This window comes from Methanosarcina sp. MTP4 (assembly GCF_000970045.1).
Classification (GTDB): Archaea; Halobacteriota; Methanosarcinia; order Methanosarcinales; family Methanosarcinaceae; genus MTP4.
Window position 1 is genome coordinate 3,736,420 of record NZ_CP009505.1, and the last position, 13,930, is coordinate 3,750,349.

13 protein-coding genes and 1 tRNA gene are annotated in these 13,930 nt (G+C 48.5%); 1 reads left to right on the plus strand and 13 read right to left on the minus strand.

The genetic code is table 11. The features are described 5' to 3' along the window. Positions 1–79: 79 nt before the first annotated feature. The gene (locus MSMTP_RS15670; RefSeq protein WP_048183813.1) at positions 80–340 is read right to left on the minus strand and encodes an H/ACA ribonucleoprotein complex subunit GAR1; all 261 of its coding nucleotides are present in this window, start codon (positions 338–340) and stop codon (positions 80–82) included. A 386-nt stretch (positions 341–726) separates the two neighbouring features. Between MSMTP_RS15670 and ppdK the strand changes: the two genes are divergently transcribed. Next, a complete protein-coding gene (gene ppdK, locus MSMTP_RS15675) occupies positions 727–3,321 on the plus strand; it encodes a pyruvate, phosphate dikinase (RefSeq protein WP_369799650.1) in 2,595 nt (864 codons plus the stop codon). A gap of 401 nt (positions 3,322–3,722) precedes the next feature. Here the strand turns inward: ppdK and MSMTP_RS15680 are convergent, their stop codons facing one another. The 12 genes from MSMTP_RS15680 to MSMTP_RS15730 form a co-directional block, all read right to left on the minus strand. Then, positions 3,723–4,688, minus strand: coding sequence for a polyprenyl synthetase family protein (locus MSMTP_RS15680; RefSeq protein WP_048181346.1), 966 nt, complete (start codon positions 4,686–4,688; stop codon positions 3,723–3,725). A gap of 37 nt (positions 4,689–4,725) precedes the next feature. Further along, positions 4,726–6,069, minus strand: coding sequence for an RNase J family beta-CASP ribonuclease (locus MSMTP_RS15685; protein ID WP_048181348.1), 1,344 nt, complete (start codon positions 6,067–6,069; stop codon positions 4,726–4,728). Between the two features lie 1,442 nt (positions 6,070–7,511). Beyond that, complete coding sequence (gene fni, locus MSMTP_RS15690; protein ID WP_048181351.1) at positions 7,512–8,609, minus strand: type 2 isopentenyl-diphosphate Delta-isomerase; 1,098 nt, start codon at positions 8,607–8,609, stop codon at positions 7,512–7,514. A gap of 2 nt (positions 8,610–8,611) precedes the next feature. Beyond that, entirely contained in the window at positions 8,612–9,394 is a 783-nt protein-coding gene (locus MSMTP_RS15695) for an isopentenyl phosphate kinase (protein WP_048181353.1), read from the minus strand. Positions 9,395–9,564: 170 nt separating this feature from the next. Further along, positions 9,565–10,470, minus strand: coding sequence for a mevalonate kinase (locus tag MSMTP_RS15700; protein ID WP_048181355.1), 906 nt, complete (start codon positions 10,468–10,470; stop codon positions 9,565–9,567). 329 nt (positions 10,471–10,799) lie between these two features. Beyond that, on the minus strand, positions 10,800–11,597 hold the full coding sequence (locus MSMTP_RS15705; RefSeq protein ID WP_048181359.1) for an MEMO1 family protein: 798 nt from the start codon (positions 11,595–11,597) through the stop codon (positions 10,800–10,802). Between the two features lie 74 nt (positions 11,598–11,671). Next, positions 11,672–12,427: a 30S ribosomal protein S2 gene (gene rpsB, locus MSMTP_RS15710; protein ID WP_048181362.1), complete on the minus strand. Its 756-nt coding sequence runs from the start codon at positions 12,425–12,427 to the stop codon at positions 11,672–11,674. A 90-nt stretch (positions 12,428–12,517) separates the two neighbouring features. Beyond that, entirely contained in the window at positions 12,518–12,700 is a 183-nt protein-coding gene (locus MSMTP_RS15715; RefSeq protein WP_048181365.1) for a DNA-directed RNA polymerase subunit K, read from the minus strand. Positions 12,701–12,813: 113 nt separating this feature from the next. After that, a tRNA-Pro gene (locus MSMTP_RS15720) sits at positions 12,814–12,888 on the minus strand. Continuing rightward, a complete protein-coding gene (locus MSMTP_RS18710; protein WP_082090662.1) occupies positions 12,889–13,077 on the minus strand; it encodes a DNA-directed RNA polymerase subunit N in 189 nt (62 codons plus the stop codon). Positions 13,078–13,085: 8 nt separating this feature from the next. Further along, positions 13,086–13,490, minus strand: a complete 405-nt coding sequence (locus MSMTP_RS15725; protein ID WP_048181369.1) for a 30S ribosomal protein S9 — start codon at positions 13,488–13,490, stop codon at positions 13,086–13,088. A gap of 13 nt (positions 13,491–13,503) precedes the next feature. After that, on the minus strand, positions 13,504–13,926 hold the full coding sequence (locus tag MSMTP_RS15730; protein WP_048181372.1) for a 50S ribosomal protein L13: 423 nt from the start codon (positions 13,924–13,926) through the stop codon (positions 13,504–13,506). Between the last annotated feature and the right edge of the window lie 4 nt (positions 13,927–13,930).

Sequence of the window (13,930 nt, forward strand, 5' to 3'; positions counted from 1 at the left end):
AAAACCAGTTGAAAGCAAATATACCAGTTAAAGTTAAACCATACTAAAGAGTTTAAATCTGCATCGAATGTCAGAGATCTCACCGAACATAGATCCTTTCATTGACCAGTCCCCGAAATTCTGAATCAGGAATCCGTTTAAAGCCTTTCACTAAAAAATATGGATGGTCCACCGGCCCGAAAACATTAACTATCGTGCCAATCTGATTCAGTGCCTTGTCCATAACAACCAAATTTAACCTAGGGATTTTTCCTGATGCATTTTCGGACTTAAACTCATCCCCTCTAATAACCAGGTTTTTGCTACCTGACCTGTGCAATACGGTACCGAGTCTTTTCATATTAGCCACAAATAAGAATATATCTCGGCACAGATCCGTTTATTTCCTGTCCCGAGTAATCGAACTACCAGCCTTAATGTAAGAAGATATAGTGCAGACTGAAAAGCATACCTACTCTACATCGATATTATATAAACATATCGCAAGACCTATATTATACATAACTTCAAAATAAATAGAATATATAAATTAAATGATGCGGGCGGGGGCGAACCACAAGCTTATATATTAAATGGACATTGTTGGCAACAACCAAATCAGAAGATTTGGCTATCCACACACTATTTCCAAGTCATATTCCAAATGATATCTCGTTCCAGGGAGGAGATTCATTGTTCAAATTTGTATATTTTTTCGGAAAGGATGTAACTGATGGCAAAAGTAGTATGAAAGACCTGCTCGGAGGCAAGGGTGCAAACCTCGCAGAAATGGCTAATCTCGGGGTTCCCGTACCTCCAGGCTTTACAATAACAGCCGAAGTCTGCGTACTGTACCTAAAAAACAATGAATACTCGGAAGAAATGGTTCAACAGGTTGAAGAAGCAGTAGACAAACTGGAAACCATAAACGGAAAAAAGCTGGGAGATCCCGAAGATCCCCTTCTGGTATCTGTCCGTTCCGGAGCAAGGGTGTCCATGCCAGGAATGATGGATACCGTCCTGAACCTTGGGCTTACGGACAAATCCGTAGTCGGACTTGCTAAAAAGATCAACGACGAAAGATTTGCATACGACTGCTACCGACGGTTTATCGCCATGTTCGGAGACGTGGTGCTTGGAATAGGATTCAGGAAATTCGACTCCCTGATAGGGGACAAGAAAAAGGAACTGGGAGTTAAGTCCGACACCGAACTCGATGCAAAAGCCTTAAAGCAACTTGTAGAAAGGTTCAAGGAAGTAATCAAGCTTGAAAAAGGATTTGATTTCCCACAAGACCCAAAAGTCCAGCTCCAGATGGCAATTGATGCTGTTTTTGATTCATGGAACAATCCGAGAGCTATTACCTACAGAAAAATTCACAACATTGATGACAAATGGGGAACTGCCGTCAACGTCCAGACAATGGTTTACGGGAACATGGGAAACACCTCCGGAACTGGAGTGGCTTTCACAAGGAACCCGTCCACAGGGGAAAAGAAGTTCTTCGGAGAATACCTCCTCAACGCCCAGGGCGAAGACGTGGTTGCCGGGATCCGGACTCCGAAATACATCAACACCCTGAAAGACGAAATCCCCGACGCTTACGGCCAGCTAGTAGATATCTGCCAGAGGCTCGAAGCCCACTTCACTGACATGCAGGATATAGAGTTCACTATTCAGGAAGGAAAACTCTATATGCTCCAGACCAGGACCGGGAAGCGAACCGCTGCTGCTGCAGTAAAGGTCGCAAAGGACATGGTAGAAGAAGGGCTTATTGATAAGGAGACCGCAGTCACCAGGGTCCAGGCCGAACACATTGACCTGCTCCTGCACCCACGGATTGACCCGGAAGCCAAACTCGAATTAATCGCAAACGGGCTTCCGGCATCCCCGGGAGCCGCAGTAGGGAAAATCGTGTTTACTGCCGAAGCCGCCGAAGAAATGGCTGAAAAGGGTGAAAAGACAATCCTTGTCAGGACAGAGACCTCACCTGAAGACATCGGTGGGATGGCAGCTGCCCAGGGAGTGCTTACCGTCCGCGGAGGAATGACTTCCCACGCCGCAGTCGTAGGGAGAGGAATGGGAAAGCCCTGTGTAGTAGGCTGCGGAGAAATTGTAATCGATACAAAAAATGCTCTTTTCAAAGTAAACGGTTACACGATCAATGAACACGACTACATCAGCATAAACGGAAGCAACGGAAACGTCATCCTTGGGGAAGTCGAACTGATCGAAGCCGAGATCAACAACGACCTCAAGCACATCCTCTTATGGGCTGATGAAATCCGGACCCTTGGCGTAAGGACAAACGCTGACAACCCGACCGATGCAAGCCTCGCCCGCGAACTTGGCGCAGAAGGAATCGGGCTTTGCCGGACCGAGCACATGTTCTTCGGGGAAGACCGGATCCCCGTTGTCAGGGAAATGATCATGGCAGAGGAGGAAAAATCCAGGAAGAAAGCCCTCAAGAAACTCCTCCCCATGCAGAAGGAAGACTTCCTTGGAATCTTCCGCAGCATGGAAGGTCTGCCAGTTACAGTCAGGCTGCTTGACCCGCCCCTGCACGAGTTCCTTCCGAATAAGGAAGAACTGGATGAAAAACTAAGGGAATACGAAACTGCAGGCGACATCGAAAAGATTGCCGCAGTCAACAAGATTATCGAGCGCGTTGTGTCCCTTACGGAACTCAACCCGATGCTCGGACACAGGGGATGCCGTCTAGGAATTACCTACCCGGAAATCTACGATATGCAGGTAAGGGCAATCATGGAAGCTGCCTGTGAACTGGCAGTCGAAGGGGTAAAAGTAATCCCTGAAATCATGATCCCACTGGTGGGTCATGTAAAAGAGCTCGCCCTTACAAGGCAGAAAGTCTGTGAACTGGCAGATACCGTCATGGCAGAAAAAAGCACAAAGTTCGACTACAAAGTAGGGACCATGATCGAACTGCCAAGAGCCGCAATCACCGCAGACAAGATTGCCCCGGAAGCCGATTTCTTCTCCTTCGGGACAAACGACCTGACCCAGACCACCTTCGGGTTCAGCAGGGACGATGTGGCCAAGTTCGTGCCAATCTACCAGAAAGCAGGCATTCTTGAAAACGATCCCTTCGCAGTCCTGGACCAGGAAGGCGTAGGCGAAATCATGAAGATCGGAATTGAAAAAGGCCGCTCCGTCAAACCCGACCTCAAAATGGGGATCTGCGGAGAACACGGCGGCGAACCCAAATCAATCCTCTTCGCCCACAAAATAGGCCTGAACTATGTAAGCTGCTCCCCCTACAGAGTCCCCATCGCAAGACTCGTAGCTGCCCAGAGCACCCTTGCAGCCAGGAACAAATAAATAAAAATCAGATCCGAAAATTCAAAAAATCAGCAGGATGAAAATCCTGCCATTCTCTTTTTTTTAAATTCCTCCCCCGGAGCGTAGCGGATAAAGTTGGCCTTTCCCCACGTATCGTGGACAAGACAAATTTCAATTCAAGACCACATCTGTTTTTGTAAGGATTGCACACAAAGATTGCACACAAAAAAACGAGGAGCCATAAAGTTCGGGCTGATAAATTCTGACAATTTGGCAGCACCTGGAAATAGATCAAAAAACAGAGCTACGGCTATCGCAAAAATAACATAAAAAATGAGGCTAAAGCTATCGCAAAAATAACATAAAAAAAGACTTTGAGGCATTGCGACATATTTCAGCCGCAATCTCCTCTGGACCGCCAGTTTTCAGACGGTTGAATTTCAATAGTTTCTTGAAATCATGTAGTCGGCAATCTGGAGGAGGAGGTCCTTTTCAGGACAGTCTTCCAGGGCATCCAGCTTTGCCTTGCCTTCTTCGATGTACGAGATTGCGAGGTTCTGTACGAAATCGATCGAACCGCATTCGTAAAGGATCCTGACGGCGTTTTCGGTTTCATCCTGAGTGGCACTGCCCCTCCCGAAAACCTCCAGCTTCACGCCTTTCCGGAAGGCATCGATAACGATCAGAGTGTACTTCCCTTCTTTCAGGTCGCTTCCCCGGACTTTTCCGAGCACCTCCTGAGGGGTGATCATGTCCAGGACATCGTCATACATCTGGAAACCAATCCCTATCAAGCGCCCGTACTCAGACAAAGCCTCGGCGACTTCATCCGAAGCTCCTCCCAGGAGGCCCCCGATCTTTGCGGCGGCTGCATAGAGGACCGAGGTTTTCTTCTCGACCATCTCAAGGTACTCGGATTCAGTGACCCGGTCACGCCTTTCAAAGTCCATGTCAAGCCACTGCCCTTCACAGATTTCCGTGCAGGTCCTTGAGAGGACATCCATGCATTTTAAAATCCTTTCAGGTTCGTTTTCGACTCTGGAGAGGATCTCGAAAGCTTTGGAATAGAGGGTATCCCCGGCGAGGATCGCTCCGGCTTCCCCCCATTTCATATGGACGGCAGGCATCCCGCGGCGGACATCGTCCTTGTCCATGATATCATCATGGATCAGAGTGAAATTATGTACGAGTTCCACGGCCACAGCTGCAGGAAGAACAGACTCTAGAGTGGAGCCGACAGCTTCCGCAGCCAGGATCAGAACCGCAGGACGGAGGCGCTTTCCCCCGGCATCCACGAGGTAGCGGGAGGCTTTGTAGAGCTCCTCCGGATGGGTGACAGGAAGCATATCCTCAATGCTGGCATCCACATGGACGGTCCTCTTCTTGATCTCATCAATCAGCGTCATACTATCACAAGCAAAGGGAATAGTTTTCCTAATACAATTACTCTTCGATATATAACACTTCACCGTTCCTGAGAAGGTGAACGGTGTCTCCCAGCACATACCCGGCATCTTCCGCCATCTCGATGTAGTGCCCGTGCATGTCCATGTTTCCGTGAGCCGGGATCACATGTTCCGGATTCACCATGCGGAGCAACTCCCAGTGATCTTCCTTGTATGCGTGACCCGATACGTGAACGTCGTCATAGATCCTGGCCCCCTTCATTTTGAGCTTGGTTTCAAGGGCATACCGGTTGGCCTGGGTCATTGGACTCGGGATAATGTTTGCAGAGAAAATGACACGGTCCCCGGGATCGAGGGTGTAAGGAGTATCTCCATTTGCAACCCTCACAAGAATGGAACCGGGCTCGCCCTGGTGCCCTGTGACGATCGGCAGATACTTATTTTTCCCACTCTGCATGATACGCTTGAAAGCTCTGTCAACATCTTTTCGATGTCCATAGATTTCAACATTGGATGGAAGCTTAAGGTAACCAACGTCCCTGGCAGCTGTTACATAGCGCTCCATGGAACGTCCCATAAGTACAGGGATCCGGCCCATTTCTTCTGCTGCCTCGATGATCGCCTTGAGCCTGGCAATGTGAGAAGCAAAGGTTGTGATAATCATCCCTACATCCGCCTCCTCGGTCCCGAACAGCACGTCCCTGACCATGTCCTTTGCGATCTGTTCGGAAGGAGTCTTCCCGGAGCGTCCGGCATTCGTGCTCTCAGCAATCATTGCGATAACCCCTTCCTTTCCGAGGGATTTCAGGCGCTCAAAGTCCGGAGCCTCTCCCATGGTAGGAGTCCGGTCCAGTTTGAAATCGCAGGCATAAAGGATTGCCCCTGCCGGAGTGTGGATGGCTGCAAGGACACAGTCTATGATACTGTGCTGGACCCGGATGAATTCGATATCGATGTCTTCCGTGACCTTATAGGTGCCTCCTGCTTTCAGGGGGATCACCCTGTTGCAGACCTCAAACTTCCTTTCGGACTCAATCTGCTGCTTGATGATAAGAGTGGTATAGGGGGTAGCAATGATAGGGGCCTTGTACCTGTGAGCGAGCTTCGAGATTGCACCTACATGGTCAAGGTGCCCGTGAGTACAGACGATAGCCCGGACAGTCCCGTTGATCTCCTTCATGATAGTATCGTCAGGGATTGCTCCCATCTCGATCAGTTCGAGGGAATGCATCTTGTCAATTTCAACATCCTCGTGGATCTGAACCCGGTCAAGCCTGAGCCCCATATCCAGAATGATGATATCTTCACCTACAATTATGGCAGTCATGTTGCGGCCCATTTCATTGTAGCCGCCGACTGCAACTATTCCTATTTCAGTCATATGTTAAACCTCTGATTTGATTCCTTTGATATTGTGAACCCAAAACCACCTAAAACGGTTTCAGGGAAGAACTTGAAATGATGATGTGTTTGATATAACGTTGGACATATATTAGATAAGTAAATGAAACCCGCCCCAGAATCAGCCACCACTAGAATCCGCCCTCAAGAAGACCCTTTCCCAGGATGAAATATCTCAGCAAACAGTTATGAACGGAACAATATCACCTATAATATATATTTGTTTCCTTATAGAAATGTCCCAAAACCCTCTACTGAAATAAGGGAACCCTTTGTAATCCAACCGAAAGCTTTGAGCATGAACTCAATCAATGCTTTCAGGGTCGGATATACCCTTCTGCCTTATAGCAATCCACAGATCCTTTACCAACCCGCAGACCTTTTACTGACCCGCAGATTTTAGATATATCCACAGAGCCTACTAAAGCCTCTTATCCCAGGTATAAGGCATACTTAGGGTCAATTCCCTTTTAGCTGATTTCTGCCTATATTCCCATCAAACTTCCTAATGGGCCTAGCATTTTTAACTAAGCTTCATTAAAATGATTCACATTTCCACGGATTTATTCGAGGGATTCCTGATTAGTGATGACTTAAATGTTCAATCAACCATTAACGAACTGATTCTTTTTCACTGATTTCAACTGATTCCCAATTAAATTAGTAATGATTTTGATATTAAATCAATCATTTAACGAACTGGTTATCTTCCAATGATTTCAACAGATCATTTTTCAACGGATTTTCTTATCAATTTCTTATATAATTCTTCTTTCAATTGATTCCTGAATGAGTGATGAGCAAGCATATTAATTAGTATTTAAGGAAAAAATTTCCCGGTTAATTATTCCTTCCCGGTTAATTATTCCTTCCCGGATAATTCTTCCTTTCCGGATAATTCTTCCTTTCCGGTTAATTCTTCCTTTCCGGTTAATTCTTCCTTTCCGGTTAATTCTTCCTTTCCGGATAATTCTTCCTTTCCGGTTAATTCTTCCTTTCCGGTTAATTCTTCCTTTCCGGATAATTATTCCTTTCCGGTTAATTATTCCTTTCCGGTTAATTATTCCTTCCCGGTTAATTATTCCTTCCCGGATAATTATTCCTTTCCGGATAATTCTTCCTTTCCGGATAATTCTTCCTTTCCGGTTAATTCTTCCTTCCCGACTTAAATCTAATGAATAAATTTTGTTTTTGAATTTAAGATTTTCGGAAGGGGGATCTTATTTAGCTGTTTCCGAACGATTTCTGCCAGGCCCTCAAGTTCAAATGAGCCCATTTACCGGGAATTTTGGTTTGGAGTTCTGGTTCTGGAATCCATTTAGTTAGCCATAATATGTTGATACATTGAGTTTCGGATAATATATAAAGGGAAGGGGAACCCCGGCAACATTCCCGGCAACATTCCCGGAAAAGTTCCACATTTCAAAGCATGTCCTGAGGCACCGCGTAATCCTTTACGTTAAAGCCGCGCTGGGTCAGGTATTCAAGGGTCCAGCCAGTGATAACCACGGGTGCATTGTGAAGGTCGGAAATGCTTCCGCAACCGCAGAGGAACATTGCAGCCCTGAATTCGTTAAACATACGGGAAAGTAGTTCTACAACGGCTGTTTTGCCTTCAAGGGCAGGCCCGACGAAGGGGAGAGCCGCACTTGCTGCATTGGCCCCCAGAGCAATGGATTTTGCGATATCCAGTCCGCTGCGGACTCCACCGGTTGCGATGATTGGAAGGGAAACCCGGGACTCGATGATGCTGGCAACTGTAGGGACTCCGAAGTCCCAGAACAGTTCACCTAAATGCTCAGATGCAGAATCTCCGCTTTCCCGGGCCCGGTACACTTCTACTCCGGCCCAGCTTGTGCCCCCGGCACCTCCCACGTCTATGGCCGAAACTCCGGCTTTCTGGAAGAGGAGGGCATCTTCCCTGGAGATTCCGGTCCCGGTCTCTTTCACGATCACAGGCACGTTCAGAGAAGAACATATCTCGGAAATCATACCCAGACAGCCCGTGGCATCCCTATCCCCTTCGGGCTGGATTGCCTCCTGCAGGAAGTTAAGATGGATGGCAAGGGCATCGGCATCAATCATCTCGATCAGCTTTTCTACCCCTTCTACCCCGTACTGCCGGATCTGGGCGGCGCCCACATTCCCGTAGACAAAGGCACTCGGGGCTTCGTCCCTGACTACCCTGAAAGACTCTTCCTGGGCAGGGTCATCGATTGCAGCCCTCTGGCTCCCTACACCAATCCCGATGCCAAGCTCTTCGGCCGCACCTGCAAGAGCCGCATTCACCGGAATCGTATCAGGATGCCCGCCCGTAATAGACGCGATTAAAAAGGGAAACTGCAGGCGTTTCCCGAGAAAATCCACCGAAAGATCGAGAGTATCCATATTGAGTTCGGGGAGAGCTCTGTGGATCAGGGTAACATCCTCAAAGCCCGCACTGACGTTCCGGGCCTCAACGTGGCTTTCAGCACACAGCTTTAAATGTTCGATCTTTCGCTTCGAGGTAGTGTTGATCATGATTAATTCCCTTTATCCGGACTGATCCTGGTCCCTATTGGATCCCCATGTAAGAACCGATGCACATTATCCGCTTTTCCTGCATTGAATATATAGGAAGTAATACATGACGTTTTGCTAAGCTCCAGGAGTTCCCGGACCTTCCCGAGCATCCCGCCGGTAACGTCGGTACTCCCCGACGCCCCTATGCAGCCCCGGAATTCCTCAAAATTCCCGGGAGTGATTACGGGTACGGGTTTTCCGTCCCTGTCCAGCACACCGTCTTCAGCCGAACCCAGACCCAGCCGGGTAACCCCGAGTTCTTTTGCAAGATAGGGCACGATCTGGTCCCCTGAAAGGATACAGGTCCCAAGCTCGCGGTCCATCACAACGTCCCCGTGCAGGACCGGAACAAACCCTTTCTCAAGCATGAGTTTGATGTTTTCCATATACATGCTCTCGATCCGTCCGTTTTTGCACACTGTGCAGCCCATGGGATGCACCGCAACTGCCCTGACCCCGAAACGATTAAGGGCACCCACCACCATAGCGGCGAGTTTTTTGACAGATTCATGAGTCACTACCGACCCTTCAAGGTCAAACTGCCGGTCAAGCCCGTATTTTTTGGCGTAGGTATGCCCGAAAGAACCGGCACCGTGAACTACGATCATTTTTCCCCCGTACCCGGAAACTTCCCGGGCAATCCTGAGGAGTTCCGCCTCCCGGATGACTCCGTCATCCGCGCCCTTGTCGGTAATTACGCTGCCCCCCAGTTTCAGGATAACAGGTTCTTCTGAAGCCTTCATGCAAGATCACTCAATACCTTTTTTGTAAATTTTTGTAATTTCCATAGTGAGAAAATATATCATAGTGAGAAAATAATCCAGAAAAATATAAGTCCGAATAAAACAGGTCCGAATCAAACAGTCAAGGCACCCTAGGAGCCGAAAAATTGCCCCGGGCCCGCCCATATAGGTCACTCCACCCTCAGGCCCTGTTCCGTGGGTCCCGTGATTATCGCTTCGCCGCCTGCCGCTGAAATGGCTTCCGCTACAGCCGTGCATTTTTCGGGTGCCGTAAGTGCAACCATGCACCCCCCACCTCCGGCACCCGTAATCTTTGCCCCGAAAGCCCCTGCCGCCCGGGCAGAGTATATTAGGTCCGAAAGTTCCAGACTGTTAACGCCGAGGGCATCCAGCAGGCCCTGGTTCACATTCATCAGCCTGCCTACTGAAGAATAATCCCCGGCAAAGACCAGGGACTCCCCGAGCTTTGAGATCCGTCCGATTGAAGCCATAAGAGGTCCGATCAGTTCGGGATAGGTTTCACGGAGCTGCCGGACGTTTGCCACCAGTTCTTTCGTAGAGGAAAAGACCCCCGTGTCCCCGACCACTATACCACAGTCCGGAGTCTTCAGTTTCCTTCTTTCCGGGATGGTAACAACCCCTCCGAAGGTGGATACGTAGGTGTCCGTCGGGCTTGCCGCACCCTGTACCCGAATTTCGATTTCATGCCCTACAGTGGCAATTTCTTCAAGGGAAAGTCCGCACTCGAAAAGTTCATTGAGAGCACCAATGCTTGCAATTGTTACAGCGGCGGAAGACCCAAGCCCCGAACCCACAGGAATCTCGGAATCAACGGTTATGGAGACACCCTCAAAGGGGACAAATTCTCTCATTTTCTCAATAACTGCAGAAACATAAGGGTGCTTTTCAAAATCAAGCCCTGTCCTGGAGATCTGGGACTGGATGATTACGGAATCGGTAACTTCCACCCGAACCCGGGTCCTGAGTTCAACCGCACAGGCTACGGCGGTTTCTCCATAAACGACTGCATGCTCTCCAAAAAGGTAAATTTTCCCGGGTGCGGAACATGAGACCATCGTATCTCCTCGAATTCCTCTAATACATTAATTTAGTGAGTATGATTCATAAATAGAACGAGACATATAAAAAATATTACCTCAAGAAGGTTCCATTTTTAGTCAGAGTTTATTTTTAGTCAGATCCCATTTTTAATAAGAATCTACATTTCCTCAAAGATGTTATCCCGGACATTTATCATTAATTAAAAAATGTTAACCTGACATTTCCCGGGAAAACCTCTCAGTTCACAATAGCAAAACCACTCATTCCAATGTAAACGCTCTCAGCCTACAATAGTAAACGTTCTCAGTCCAATGCAAGCGCCTTCAGTCCAAAAACAAACTATTCATTCCACAATGATAGCCGCGTACCCGACAACCGCATCCGTATCCCCGGAAACGTCTCCGCTGTTTGCATATTTAAGCAGCTTCGCGTGGGTGCCTCCGAGTTTTCCGGAAGCAGTGAGCATCGCCGCGATTGGGCCGTACCCGCATACCGAGGCATTTCTCCTGTAAAGGCCGTCATACATTCCGGGAACGTCAAAGTCCAGGATGGAACCGATAATTTCCCGGTCGACTTCCTCTGCAAGCCCCGCAGGCTGGTAATGAGTAAAATCGCTGGAAGCAATGATAACAACTTTCTTCCCGCTTTTTGAAACGAGGTCGGCAACAAGGTTTCCCACCTCAACAGCTGTTTCTTCGTCCTGCATGCCCATGCAAATAGGAAGAATCTTGAAATCCCCGCCGAAACGATACTGAAGGAAAGGAAGCTGAACTTCCAGGGAATGTTCATATATGTGTCCCGTCTCGTCCGCGTCTACAATGCTTCCGAGAAAACCTTCGGCAAGCTCGGAATCAGCCCCAATAGCCCCAAGGGGAGTTTCCCAGGTATCCCGGGAGACCGCCACAGGGGAGCCGTACCCTGTATGGTTGGGTCCGAGCAGGACATAAGTATCGGCTTTCGGGAGGGCCGCATAAACATGCGCTGCCACCTTCCCGGAATAAACGTACCCCGCGTGGGGGCATACGGCTCCGAGAACATTGCGCTCCCGAACCTCCAGACCTTCGAAACACCGTTTCAGTTCTTTTTCCAGATATTCAGGACTTGAAGGATAGAACTGCCCTGCAACTGCTGGTTGTCTCATTAATAATCACCCCATATAAGGAATATGGGCCTCTTAATTAAAGCCTTGCAGTATGCAGGACTGGTGTTCCAGGATCAAAGAGGGGTTTCGAAAGAGCCCAGTTCGTGAGCGAAAGGAATGTTGTTGAAGTTTGCTACTTCCCTTGCAAGCAGCCAGTAGACCATGGAAAGGGCTTTTCGACCTTTATTGTTAGTGGGTATCACAAGGTCCACATTGGAAATCAGGTTGTTGGTGTCACAGAGTGCTACCACGGGAACTCCGATGCTGGAAGCTTCCTTAAGAACCTGTGCGTCTCCGGCAGGGTCGGTTACGATCACGACGTCGGGTTCGAAGAACCCTTCCATCTTGGGGTTTGTAAGGGAACCCGGAACAAACCTTCCGAGCACGGACTTTGTGCCAAGAGCCCTGGAAAACATCCGTGCAGGGTGCTGTCCGTACTGCCTTGAAGATACGACAAGTATCCTTGAAGGATCGTAACGGGAAAGCATCTTTGATGCGACCTTGATTCTCTCATCTGTAGACTGGATGTCAAGTACGTATAACCCATCGGTCCTGACCCTGTACACGAAACGCATCATGTCCTGAGTCTTTTGCTGGGTACCGATGTGGATCCCTGCGGCCAGATATTCATCAATGGACACAAGGGACGTGGATTCTTCCTTGACAGGTGCTGCAGCTTCCTTTGCAACCTCTTCTGCAGGTGCTTCTGCAGGTGCTTCTTCAGGCACAGATTCGACTTCTTCTGCGGCTTCCACTTCAGGCGCAGGCTGTGATTCGGGTACAGGCTGTGATTCGGCATCCTCCTGCCCTGTCTGCTCAATTTCCTCCATTAAGTCACCTCATAATATAGATCAACATTAAAACATTCAACATATCAGCGTTAAAACATTCAGAATCTGAAAATAAATCCCATGACGTTTTCAACTGACTTTTCGTTTAACAGTGATAGGGATAATTCCGGCATCCAACTCTGCCAAAGCGACGTTCAAAGCATCCATACGCCCGTCGTCCTCAATCAGGACAGGGGCCCCCATAGCAATTTGCAATGATCTGGCACCTATTATGCGTGCACTTTCGAACCGGGTATACTTTTCCTTGCCCAACTGATCACCTTAAGACTTAAAAACGCTCCGATGAATTTCAATAATTTAGAATCATGATGAGTTTGAAGATTTCAGCACAAGCTTGTAAACCAGCACCCTAAAAAATAGGGAAATGGGACCGCTGAGATTTGAACTCAGGTACCGGCGTCCCGAACGCCGAAGGATGGACCAGGCTACCCTACGGTCCCTTACTGGTATGGTGAAAGTACGTCAACAAGTTCAACGTGACTGAGGAACATTCTACGGCAGCAGTAGCGGGTGATCCCAAGATCATCCAGTACTGCGGCCTTGTCCTCTCCGCCGTCGACGCGCCTCTTGTACTCGTCCCAATAGTTTGAGATTACTTTACCACATGAGAAACATCGGACTGGGATCATAATAGTCCTTACCTGTAAGACTTCTGATATTTAGACCTTGCTCCAGGCCCACCGTAGTTCTTGGATTCCTTCTGCCTGGAATCGCTTACAAGCAAATTGCGATCATAGGCTGCGAAGTTGTCTCTGATAGTAGTATCATTGGTCCATTCGACGATGCCCCTTGCAACTGCGGTCCTGACCGCGTTTGCCTGGCCAATGATTCCACCGCCCTGGACATACACATTGATGTCAATCCCGGAGATTACATCTTCCCCTGCAATCATCAGAGGCTCCGAGACTTTCACTTTTGAAAGCTCAGGGGTATAAAGCTCGACGGGGACCTTATTGATCCTGATCTTACCTGTACCTTTCTTGACTGTTGCACGTGCTGTTGCAGTTTTGTGCTTTCCAGATGAATTAACTACTTTAACCATGAAGACTCACCCTTTAGAATTTTGCACCCAGCTTCAGGCTCACGTCACCAAGTTCTACATACTTGTTAGAACTCAGACGGTTCATATTAGCATTCTCGAGGGTTATCGTTTCAGCACCCGCAAGTTCTGCGGGGACACCCACATAGACCTTGAGCCTGGACATTGCGTCCCTGCCTCTTGCCCTCTTGTAGGGCAGCATGCCGCGGATCGTCCGCTTCATAATGCGGTCTGGGCGCTTCGGGAAGTAAGGCCCGAATTCACGGGTACCTCTATCCCGGGATTCCCGGTATTCCTTAAGAGTTGTTGCCTTTGAACCCGAGACCACGGCTTTTTCGGCATTCACAATATATACGTTCTCGTCTCCAGAAAGCAGTTGTTTTGCAACCGTACTTGCAAGACGCCCCAGAATAAGCCCTTTTGCATCGATAATCGTCATCTTC

What these genes read in the sequence shown, in the direction of transcription:
- MSMTP_RS15670 (WP_048183813.1), bottom strand. Translation starts at nt 340, where the DNA reads ATGAAAAGACTCGGTACCGTATTGCACAGGTCAGGTAGCAAAAACCTG.
- ppdK (WP_369799650.1), top strand. Translation starts at nt 727, where the DNA reads ATGAAAGACCTGCTCGGAGGCAAGGGTGCAAACCTCGCAGAAATGGCT.
- MSMTP_RS15680 (WP_048181346.1), bottom strand. Translation starts at nt 4,688, where the DNA reads ATGACGCTGATTGATGAGATCAAGAAGAGGACCGTCCATGTGGATGCC.
- MSMTP_RS15685 (WP_048181348.1), bottom strand. Translation starts at nt 6,069, where the DNA reads ATGACTGAAATAGGAATAGTTGCAGTCGGCGGCTACAATGAAATGGGC.
- fni (WP_048181351.1), bottom strand. Translation starts at nt 8,609, where the DNA reads ATGATCAACACTACCTCGAAGCGAAAGATCGAACATTTAAAGCTGTGT.
- MSMTP_RS15695 (WP_048181353.1), bottom strand. Translation starts at nt 9,394, where the DNA reads ATGAAGGCTTCAGAAGAACCTGTTATCCTGAAACTGGGGGGCAGCGTA.
- MSMTP_RS15700 (WP_048181355.1), bottom strand. Translation starts at nt 10,470, where the DNA reads ATGGTCTCATGTTCCGCACCCGGGAAAATTTACCTTTTTGGAGAGCAT.
- MSMTP_RS15705 (WP_048181359.1), bottom strand. Translation starts at nt 11,597, where the DNA reads ATGAGACAACCAGCAGTTGCAGGGCAGTTCTATCCTTCAAGTCCTGAA.
- rpsB (WP_048181362.1), bottom strand. Translation starts at nt 12,427, where the DNA reads ATGGAGGAAATTGAGCAGACAGGGCAGGAGGATGCCGAATCACAGCCT.
- MSMTP_RS18710 (WP_082090662.1), bottom strand. Translation starts at nt 13,077, where the DNA reads ATGATCCCAGTCCGATGTTTCTCATGTGGTAAAGTAATCTCAAACTAT.
- MSMTP_RS15725 (WP_048181369.1), bottom strand. Translation starts at nt 13,490, where the DNA reads ATGGTTAAAGTAGTTAATTCATCTGGAAAGCACAAAACTGCAACAGCA.
- MSMTP_RS15730 (WP_048181372.1), bottom strand. Translation starts at nt 13,926, where the DNA reads ATGACGATTATCGATGCAAAAGGGCTTATTCTGGGGCGTCTTGCAAGT.